The organism is Pseudomonas fungipugnans (assembly GCF_029955235.1).
In the GTDB taxonomy this organism is placed as follows: Bacteria; Pseudomonadota; Gammaproteobacteria; order Pseudomonadales; family Pseudomonadaceae; genus Aquipseudomonas; species Aquipseudomonas fungipugnans.
This window is the reverse complement of sequence record NZ_JARBWL010000002.1, coordinates 3,144,536-3,152,708: the sequence shown is the minus strand read 5'-3', so window position 1 is coordinate 3,152,708 and position 8,173 is coordinate 3,144,536. Positions and strand designations below refer to the sequence as shown.

The window sequence follows — 8,173 nt, the reverse complement described above, 5'->3', positions numbered from 1 at the left end:
TGCATCATTGAGGATACGGTCTATGGAGAGCTTGACTCGGGAGAAGCCGTATCAATACATAAAGCGATGTACCATCAAAAAGCTTTCGGTGTGGGCGAGATACCACCTTCGACATTAAGCTCTCCCATTTTATTTATTGGTAACACTTACCTAAAATCTAAAGAAAGCATAAAAGGCACTAACTTCGAATTTGAAATTAAAGGGTTAGCACCATGGTTTGAAGATGCGTCGTCACTTGAGGGAAGTTACGAAACAACTCTAATGTTTTCTGGATTTAAAATAAATCTACGATATTCGCCCGCTAAAGAAAATAGTCCGACAAAATCCACCATAATCAGCCCCAGGCCTGCAACAATTGAACAGTTTCAAACTGTTCTTCATAGAGCTGTCACTTTTATATCATTTGCAACAGGAAAGATTTTACTTCAAGGAAAAACAGAAATAACAGATGGACAGGAAAAATGGTGTCTGTATTACAAACCAGCTTTTTTTAGTTCCCGAATCGAAGAGGAAAACCCTCCATTATTCGGGAGCACGCTCGCACAACTTCAACATAGATTCAACAGCTGGAACAAATTGTATAACAAAATCCTTCCGTTAATTATTTTGTACTTTCTACCAAAAATTAGTGAATCCGATCTAAATACAAAGTATTTATTAAGAGCCCAACTCATAGAGGCGCTACATAAGAAGCTAGAAAACAATAACGAAATGGACTACTTCGAAAGAGTTCGCGAAGTGGTATCGAGGCAAAAATATAAGGCACTCCTATTTCGCGTAAAAAGCGAAGAAGCACAAGTGATTGAAGGACTATGTAGAGACATCACTCGTTCGAGAAATTATTTCACTCATTACAGCCGTGAACAACCTCCAGCAGCCGCTAATGCTGAAAATCTTCCATTCTTATATTCTAAGATCGATATAATTATAGATCTATTTTTGCTTGATAAATTAGGCTTCGATGGAGCGCACTTTAAAAAAATTCAGACCGACTCGATCTCTGATCGCTTCGAGAGAAAGAAAAAACTGGAACAATTTCTGAACAATCGACGTTATTACTAATAATGATGTAGAGCCGATCATAGCTGGAGGCAATCAGGATGGAATCTAAAGATATCCTTAACAAGGGTGAGCTAGATCTAGTAGAAAAAATAAAAAATTATAGTCAAACGGGTCAATCAGCAAAGACCAAACTAGAGACAGATGAAAAAGTACTCGCACGCGTAACAGATGGCATTTATAGGCTGCCCGGCTCAGCCATACGAGAGCTTATATCAAACGCGTATGACGCAGACGCCGTTAACGTCACAATCAACACGGATGTTCCTCGATTCCAAACCATTACTATCCGAGACGATGGGAATGGGATGTCTATTGAAACGTTAGTTAATCTTCTCAATCATGTCGGGGCAAGCGCCAAAAGAAGCGGCAAAGGTGGTTCATTAAAAGTCACAGACGAGAAAGATAGTTCCCTAAGCCTTAACAAGAAAAGAAAGCTCATCGGCAAAATTGGTATCGGCCTGTTTAGTGTTGCTCAGCTAACCCGCGACTTCGACATAATTACAAAGCAAAAAGGCGATGACTTCTATTTAAAAGCTCGGATACGCCTTCATAACTACTCAGAAGAGTATATCCGGGAAAAAGAAAAAGAGTTTGAAGACAAAGTTTCAGCCAGCGATGAAAACACCGCGACTGGCGGAGGTGACGGAGATGTTGAAGCGAGAGGAGCAAGCTTCGAAACAGGAGAGGTAGAAATATGGACAGACAACACCGAAAATATTGACGCGCACGGCACTGACATTGTACTGAGAAATATAAAAAAGAGTGCGAGAGACCAACTGAGAAGTGTCGACATATGGGGTCAAGAAGCCGCCGAAACTGAGCTGGAGTCGAGTATTCCGAGTGATGACCTGCTTAACTCCTCAAAATTAGAAAAACCAAAATTTCATGTTGGGAACTATTTCGGCAAAGATGGATTTGAGTTTTACGATGGCACAGACAGAGAGCCAGAGCTACCCTGGAATGAAACTGATAAAAGCGAAGACAAACTACTAAAATTATACAACTCGGTACTTTCACTAACAAATGTAACTACAAACCCTAAGCTAGCAATCGTCTTCGACAACTATCTAAACATGCTATGGACGCTGTCGCTATCAGTACCATTAAACTACATCGAAAAACATCCGTTTCGATATTCAACTAAAGAAATTAGTGATGTTTATATCATCAGCAACAAACTTAAAGGCCAAGCTAATCGATACAAACCTGATGACAAAGAGTCACCGATAGGTACAATTTTACCTTCATTAGCGACATATGATGATATCGATTTCAATGTCGTAATTGACGGGGTTAAACTGTTTCGTCCACTAAAGTTGAGTGGCCTACCCAAATCTAGCGGCGCGGTTAAACGTCCAATTTTATTCGTGGGCAGTTACTCTCCAGATTTATCAGCCGTAGACAATCAGGACTCCGGCGGGAAGATCTCTTTTGATGCATACCTACTATGGACACCGAAAGTAATCCCTAGAGATCACAACGGTGTTTTGGTTCGCGTTCATAATTCGTCAGGTACCTTATTTGACGAAACATTTATGAAGCATCAGGTTGCCGAGCACACGATTAAAAGCCAGTTAACAGTCGAGATATTTGTCAACAATGGTCTTGACTCCGCACTCAATATCGATAGGGAATCTTTTAACATATCCCACCCGCACTATCAGATAATGATGAAATGGCTTCATCAGGCCATACGACAAGTCGTAAATAAATATAAAGCAATTAAAAAAGAAGAAGTAGATAAAAATCAAGATAGTAGCAGAAACAGCTATGACGAGAACCTATCTCGCATTGTGCTCAATAGTATAGGACGTAGCGGCTTAGATTATAGCGATGTGAGTAATCTGTACTTGGTAGATGGTGATAAGGCGTCATCGAGTGTAAAAGGAGACATGTCGATTTCCGATTTGCCCATGGAGTCGATAAAAATTGAAAAAAATAGGTATCTAGAACTTTCCGGGTTGACCACTTCAAAATCTAAAAAAAGCTACTTCATCGAAAGCAAAACCGAAGCAATTATTCAAGTATTAGAAAGCTATAGAATCCTTAATGATCTGTCCGCATCTCAGCGAGAAAGCCTCATTGAAGATATTATCCAAATCATCAGTTTCGAGGGATAGAAAATGAGCAATCTTTTTGGAGATGATGGCGGATTATTTAATCTTAACGACGTTACAGGGGGAGTATCTCCTGTCGCTGCCACTGCAATTGTATTCAAGCCATGGCACAAGCCTCGCAAACAATTTGTCAGAGACAAGCAATGGTGGTATCACCTGGATTTTTTAATTAGAAGATTCGAAGAATATAAAGAAATAAATACAATAAAATATTTTGGTCTCCCGGGAGGAGACCTGCTTGATATAAATTTCTTCAGCAAAAAAATGATGGCGACTGATAAATTTGAAAGCAAAAAACTTCTCGTCCACGGTTTCATTGACACAGAAGCGGAAAAAGAGAGAGCTGATATCAGGCTAAGCGAGCTCCTCGATAGACCTAACGTGGACCGCGAATCCAAAGTCGAACATTATAATTTTCACGCATTGTCTAAAAAAGGCTCTCTTGCCTTAAAGCGTGTTGGTCAACATGGTGCTTATCATCTTATAAATTTGGACTTCTGTGACGGCGTCTTCAAGCAAGAAACAATCGACTCGATGATGGCGTTGTTCACAGTACAGTTCAATAAAATGCTAGATACACCGTGGCTGTTCTTTTTAACAACAAGGGCGGACAAAGAAGGTATAACGCAGGAACTGCTTGCCAACTTAGATAGGGTTTTTCGAGAAGAAGTCAGCGATGATGTGGCATTCGTTGCCGCATTAGAAGAGTACCGTCGCGAGATCTACGAGCTTGCCCGAGAAAAGAAGAGTTTTTCAGACGATAAAATATCGAAGGTTGAGTTGTCCGAAATCCTACAAGCGTGTTTTATTTATTGGGTCATCCGCCTGACCCATGCGAATGACGCAAGGATGCAGGCCGTGAGTGTGATGAAGTACAAAGTTCACGGAGGAAACGATTTTCCAGATATGTTTTCTTACGTAATCCGCTTTACCAAACAAGCCACAGTCAGAGCTGACGCTCTGGGGTTGGCACAGCACCACACTGAGCCAACCTCCGCACTGAGCGAGCAAGATAAGTCTTCAGATAAGCACGCGGCTATACACAAGCTTTGCATGTCTCTCGACATCGACCAATTGTTGGTAACAAACCAAAATCTATATGCTGCTTACGCTGAAGATATGAAGGTGCTGCTCAAAGAATCAGGATGGGATGTAACAACGTATGACGACGAAATGAAAGCCTAAGCTTAAGGGGCCGTCTTAGACGGCCCCTTTCGACTCATGCCTACTCAACAACATCCCCAACGCTTCTGCCAGTATTGGAGGTACCGCGTTGCCAACTTGTGTATATCGAGGGCAAGTATACTTACGTTGCTTACCCCCTGTGGTGTAAACACCTTGGAATGAAAACCAGTCAGGGAATGATTGAAGTCTTGCGTTCTCTCGAACCGTTAATATCCTAGGCTCAAGATAATGTAATATGTCGTCAGGCAGCGTTGTAACTGTCGCGGACGGCAAATCTCCATCAAGCGGAGTAATAGCTTGTTTTTTTATATTGAAAGCTGTCCTAAACTCGTCCGATATAGTTACACCGCGCTCACATTTATCTAGTATTAGCTGAAAGCGAGAGCTAACAACATCACTATGCTTAGCTAACCTTCTGCTATTTGGTGGCTCACAATTCTCTGAACGGAGAAGCTGTAGATATTTGCTGGGAGATGCAGACTTAATAAATTCAGCTTCGAAAAACCCAGTCCTACCAGAGTCCAAATTAGGAACCAGGCTTTTCCCATAAGTTTCTAAATCACCTATAGCGTCACGGACAGTTACAGGATTTTCAGTACTAAGCCCCTTACGCGATAAGAAGTTCCGGCGAAATGATTCAAGATCTACAAAAGGATCAAATTGATCACTATCTGTGGCACGTTTGGCTATCATAATAAAACGAGGCCGGTGTTGAGGCACCCCCCAGTCTGAACTTTTTATGATCCGAAACGAAACACCATAGCCGAGCGCTTCAAGCCGCTTCTTCACGACTAGAGAATAGGGGATGCTGCTTGCATCACCAGAGCTTTTAAATTTAGTGTTAAATCCTCGTACATTCTCCAAGAGCAGATACTTGGGCTGCACAATTTCTACAACTTTTATGTATTGTTCCGCTAACTTATTACGGGGATCATTCGGATCTCTTTTCCCTGCGTGTGAAAAACCTTGGCAAGGCGGCCCTCCCGCGATTAAGTCAACTGTTCCTCTAAGCGCTTCAAGCTTATCTTGATAATTATCGATTAAATGGCTGACCTCCATATTGATCTGAGGTAACCAATCAGGCCAACTATATTTATATCGTGGGCCTTCGATTAAATTATGCTCTAGCGTTTTATATGCTCCGGATGTTTTTTCAATAGCAAACAGGCCATCCCAGCCAGCTTGCATCAAGCCAAGAGAAAGGCCACCACATCCTGAAAAAAGGTCAATGAACGTACCCTTCCTTTCTGGGCGTTCCGAAAAACCCATAACGTTAAAGCCTCTGCTGGTCAATGACAATACTGAAAAATGGCTCGCCCAGGGTAAGCTCAAAAAGCTAAAAGTCAAGAAAAGTAGGCGTCTGCCGACGCTGAATTTTCGACATGGGAGGGTATAAGTCAGATATTAGGGTTCACCCTGTGCGACAGGAATTGCCGCAGCGTATGCAACAATTTAGGACGTCAGCGACAAAACGACTGTCGCAGCCCTAAGAGCCGACAATGCGCCTACCCCCAACCCTTTCACGAAAGGATCACCAAAGGAGCTTGCAGGGCCATTGAGCAGCCTCCAAGGCCCCCTTAGCCATAGCCTATGGCTTTAACTGAGCTGCCGAGGAACGTTATCATTCTAACGCACCGATGATTTACAATGCTTCCAGATTATCTCTTCATCGGAGCTAATCAATAAGACGTGTGGCAACGTCTTTATTGACCAGAGCGTTTGAGTTCCAATATGAAGTCCAAAGCATCAATTCTTTCATTGACTCCAAAACGAAAACCTCTTCATTTCTAGATCTCAATCTGACAACGGTCTTTGGTCCATTTAACGGGCGGGGAACTCTCACCGCTTCACCATCAAGATCCTCGCTCCACATGCTATAGTAAGTAAACTCCGTTCTAGTGCTCTTACGGAACTCATAATAAGCAATGTCAGATACAGGCATTCTAAGAAGGCAAATTTTTCTCATGAGAAAAATAGAAAACTCTCTGAAATTTGACTCTGGGAAAGACAACAATGTAGAGCGAAGATCGGAATACTTAGGATAGCCCAGTAATTTGGCAACCTCATTGTGACGATCGGATGAGACAAGACTATCTATTTTGTCATTAACTTTTAACATCAATATTAAATCTAAAATCTCATTCCGATCTAACATTTCCTCTCCCGCTCAAGCTGTTAACGTTCTTCATACGTTATAAATAAATTCGTTTACCCGGCCCCACTGGTGAACCATCTCCGCTGGAGCAACAGAATCGGTTAAATTACAGCTCATTGCTCAATTATACTCAATAGAGTATAGCGATTTTTAGCTCCAAAAGGCTTCATCATTCCTTTTGGGGATTGAGACGTGGATCTGAATCGAGCGCTGGGCCGAGCACTGAGGGAGCTGAGACAAAGCAAGGGCCTTTCTCAGGAAAGCATTGGGGCCAGCCAAAGCTATATAAGTGATGTAGAAAGAGGAATTAAGACTTTATCTGTTGAAAAACTTGAGGAGTTTGCTATCAATATCGGAGTACATCCTGTAACGCTGCTAACTAAATGCTACCTGATAAAAAATGACGACATAAATTCCGAAATGCTGCTCGCCACAGTGCATAATGAATTGGAAAATTTCAGCAAACAAAAAGAATAGAACCTTCCTTATTTAACTGTTTTTAGAACAACCTTCTTACTCTTGGCAAGAGCACTCTCAAGAAACGTTATCTGCAAATTTTTTGACTCCAGCGCATCTAAATATTTGGCATTAAGTTCGATAATCTCTACCAACTGTTCTGAGCAAACGTTGGTTAGCATACCCACTAGCACCCTTTGCTCTTTGAGCTGTTTTTTCAAGATGTACAATTTTAAACTGATTTTCTCGATATTAGACAAAGAAAACTCGCTAGCCCCTCCTCTAACTTTAATGACAATATCCGGGTAGTACTTATAAATAGATGAACGACTGATTTTAGCAATTTTAGAAAGCGCCGTTATGCTGATGTGACTTGGACCTTTCGCGGTCAACTCTGCAAGCGATTTTAGCAACAAGTCTCGTGTAGTGGTCATAGCCAACTCCTAACTAGATTATTCTTAAAACTTCTTCACATTCCTCAAGTCTTGATGTCAATATAAGACGAGTTTGCTGAGGCAAGTTCGACTGCCGCAAAAATCTTAAACTATCATCCTTATAATTTTGCCACCATAAACGATGTTTAGGTGTTGCAATAAAATTCAAACAACCTACACACGTACTGGGTGACCGATTCTCAGGATTAGGTTCTTGCTTGCTTCCCTTGCAGGCACTCGTTTCCTGCCTATACATGCACACACCCCATTGACATGGTACTAAGATAGTACCTCGAGACAACAAGATTCGAATTTCTTTAATACTTCTAACTTGGCCAACAAACTTACCTATTGTTCGACTTTCAAACTTGGCTCCGACATTATGAAATATTTGCTGAGGCGAAAGCCCGGCTAATTCTAAAGCCACAGATTCCATCTCTACATTAAACTCCTCTTTTAGAAGCCTCCGAAACTCTGAATCCGGTTTCGCATAACTTATGTCCACACTATATGCAGAGGTATGGGAGTATTGTAGAGCTAAATCGCCTAAAGCCGCTCGATCGCGCTTAGCTATAAACCTGGCGAAGTGTTTTCTACCCATATGAGAATAAAGCCTCCCCTCCCACCCTATTGTAGATTTTAAATTCATAAATACTGCAAAACTGTTTAGACGCTTATTTATAGCGGTAGAGGAGATCACGCTATATCCCTGTCTAGCATTAAACGGCCATAAAGCGTTTCCTGCTGTAACCAACCATAGGTTA

7 protein-coding genes are annotated in these 8,173 nt (G+C 41.6%); 4 read left to right on the top strand and 3 right to left on the bottom strand.

Going from position 1 to position 8,173, the window contains the following annotated elements:
* The 3 genes from POF45_RS29740 to POF45_RS29730 all read left to right on the top strand — a co-directional run.
* Nucleotides 1-1,062 (top strand): HEPN domain-containing protein (locus POF45_RS29740; protein ID WP_282317433.1); only part of this gene is annotated, 1,062 nt, incomplete at its 5' end.
* 38 nt (nucleotides 1,063-1,100) lie between these two features.
* A complete protein-coding gene (locus POF45_RS29735; RefSeq protein WP_282314678.1) occupies nucleotides 1,101-3,182 on the top strand; it encodes an ATP-binding protein in 2,082 nt (693 codons plus the stop codon).
* Between the two features lie 3 nt (nucleotides 3,183-3,185).
* Nucleotides 3,186-4,364, top strand: a complete 1,179-nt coding sequence (locus POF45_RS29730) for a PP_RS20740 family protein (protein ID WP_282314677.1) — start codon at nucleotides 3,186-3,188, stop codon at nucleotides 4,362-4,364.
* A gap of 15 nt (nucleotides 4,365-4,379) precedes the next feature.
* Here the strand turns inward: POF45_RS29730 and POF45_RS29725 are convergent, their stop codons facing one another.
* Together POF45_RS29725 and POF45_RS29720 are read right to left on the bottom strand one after the other, a co-directional pair.
* Nucleotides 4,380-5,633 carry a DNA cytosine methyltransferase gene (locus POF45_RS29725; RefSeq protein ID WP_282314676.1) on the bottom strand — a complete coding sequence of 418 codons (1,254 nt, stop codon included), beginning with the start codon at nucleotides 5,631-5,633 and terminating at the stop codon, nucleotides 4,380-4,382.
* A 406-nt stretch (nucleotides 5,634-6,039) separates the two neighbouring features.
* Entirely contained in the window at nucleotides 6,040-6,519 is a 480-nt protein-coding gene (locus POF45_RS29720) for a hypothetical protein (protein WP_282314675.1), read from the bottom strand.
* Nucleotides 6,520-6,711: 192 nt separating this feature from the next.
* On the opposite strand from POF45_RS29720, the gene POF45_RS29715 reads away from it, so the two are divergent.
* Nucleotides 6,712-6,996, top strand: coding sequence for a helix-turn-helix domain-containing protein (locus POF45_RS29715; protein ID WP_282314674.1), 285 nt, complete (start codon nucleotides 6,712-6,714; stop codon nucleotides 6,994-6,996).
* An 8-nt stretch (nucleotides 6,997-7,004) separates the two neighbouring features.
* Here the strand turns inward: POF45_RS29715 and POF45_RS29710 are convergent, their stop codons facing one another.
* The gene (locus tag POF45_RS29710) at nucleotides 7,005-7,409 is read right to left on the bottom strand and encodes a TetR/AcrR family transcriptional regulator (protein WP_282314673.1); all 405 of its coding nucleotides are present in this window, start codon (nucleotides 7,407-7,409) and stop codon (nucleotides 7,005-7,007) included.
* Nucleotides 7,410-8,173 lie beyond the last annotated feature (764 nt).